Below are 1,998 nucleotides of genomic sequence, written 5' to 3' on the forward strand. Positions count from 1 at the left end.
TAAATTGGCAACGGCTAGAGGATTAAATCAGGAAACTTGTGGTTCATCTTTGAGCCATCTACTCGGATTAGAATCAACAGATGAAGATGACTTATATGAAGCCCTAGATTGGCTGATAGCTAGACAAACAAGAATTGAAAATGAACTGGCGAAAAAGCATTTAAAAGAGGGTGCATTAGTTCTGTATGATGTCAGTTCCACCTATTTTGTTCGCGTAGCGTCGGCTTCGCCGAAGGGAAAAACCTGTCCTCTAGCAAGCTACGGTTATAGTCGAGACAAAAAAAGCGGTGCGACCCCGGTCGGGTTTCCCGACCTAGGGAACGCGCACCAAGAGAGAGGAAAACAACAAATAGTATTTGGCTTGCTGTGTAATCGAGAAGGATGTCCCATTGCTGTGGAAGTTTTTGAGGGAAATACATCCGACACTACCACAATGGCCTTACAAATCGAGAAAGTCCGTCATCGCTTTGGACTCTCCAGAATCATCTGGGTTGGAGATAGAGGCATGATTACTCAAACCCTTATCAACCAAGAGTTCTCGACAAGGGAGGATCTCGATTGGATTACAGCCTTAACTGCTGCTCAAATCAAACTCTTGGCTGAGCAAGAAGTGATTCAACTGGGACTGTTTGATGAACAAAATTTAGTGGAAGTGGAATCCGTAGATTATCCGGGGGAAAGATTAATCGCTTGTCGCAATCCAATAACTGCTGAGTCAAGGGCTCAAAAACGAGAAAAACTCTTACAGAAAACAGAAGAAGAATTAGAAAAAATTGTTCAAGCTACTCTCCGAGAAAAAAGGGCTTTAAAGGGTGCTGACCAAATTGGCCTTCGAGTCGGAAAGGTGATTAACAAATATCGAGTGGGGAAGTTCTTTGAACTGGAAATCACGAACAACAGCTTTTCCTACACCCGCAAGCCCCAAGGCTTAAAAGCCGCCGCTGCCTTGGATGGATTATATGTCATTCGTACTTCTGTAGACACCGAAGTTTTAGATGCTCCAGCTACAGTGAAAGCTTACAAAAGTCTGTCTCAAGTCGAACAGGCTTTTCGCTCTTATAAGACGATGGATTTAAAAGTCCGTCCGATTTATCACCATCTCGAAAGCCGAGTTAAATCTCACGTTTTTCTTTGTATGCTGGCTTATTATGTGGAATGGCATATGAAGCAGGCTTTAGCACCGATTCTTTTTGATGACGAGGAGGGCACCCCCATTGATTGGGATGGAGTTACTCCTGTTAAACGATCAAAAAAAGCTTTATCCAAGGCTCGTAAGAAGCGGACAGCCCAGAACTTACCCGTACACAGCTTTTCCACTTTGATGGCAGATTTAGGAACAATTACTCTCAACACAATTGCTTCTAAATTAGAGGGGGCTGATCTGACTTTTTTGAAAATTACTCAACCCACACCAGTCCAACAAAAGGCGTTAGATTTACTTGGTGTTTCCCTATTTGTACCCAGTAAATGACCGACAGAAAATCTGCTATTCCTTACCCAGCATAGGTTGCCCTTTTTGTCAAAGGGGGAACTTCAGTCTATAACGTTTCTGAACGCTATGAGGTACAGAAATTTTTTTTCCTTATTACCTATTCCCTATTCCCTATTCCCTGTTCCCAGATCCGCTGTTCCCTTTGCTATAGCTAACTGCTTAAACTAATAGTTCCAGAAACCTTATAAGGTTAAAAAAAAGCTTCTTTGTGCCCAAGTAAGTTTTAACAAACGCTTCTTTGTGCTCTGGTTTAACCTTACGAAAGGGACTATAGGTAGATTCCCAGCAGAAAAGAGAATAACCATAACCATAGTTTTCGGTTATTTTTATCTGCTTGTTGAGTTCATTGATAGGCTTAGGGCGATAGAATTCTCCACTGTAGATACCTACCGCTACCGGAACGTAATAACTAGCTTCTTGTAAACCAGAAGATTTTAGAGTATTTATTACTTCTTGGCTTGTCTTGCGATAAATTTGGACGATCACTTCATCAATCAAGCCTTGGA

At 41.9% G+C, this 1,998-nt stretch carries 1 protein-coding gene and 1 pseudogene; one reads left to right on the forward strand and one right to left on the reverse strand.

Features of this window, described 5'->3' with window-relative positions; genetic code table 11:
* Window positions 1–1,471 (forward strand): IS1634 family transposase (locus tag F6K20_RS36165; protein WP_287298048.1); only part of this gene is annotated, 1,471 nt, incomplete at its 5' end.
* 180 nt (window positions 1,472–1,651) lie between these two features.
* On the opposite strand, the pseudogene F6K20_RS36170 reads toward F6K20_RS36165, so the two are convergent.
* Window positions 1,652–1,998 (reverse strand): annotated as a pseudogene (locus tag F6K20_RS36170) (hypothetical protein); the annotation flags it as partial.

This window comes from Moorena sp. SIO2C4, assembly GCF_010672485.1.
GTDB lineage: Bacteria > Cyanobacteriota > Cyanobacteriia > Cyanobacteriales > Coleofasciculaceae > Moorena > Moorena producens.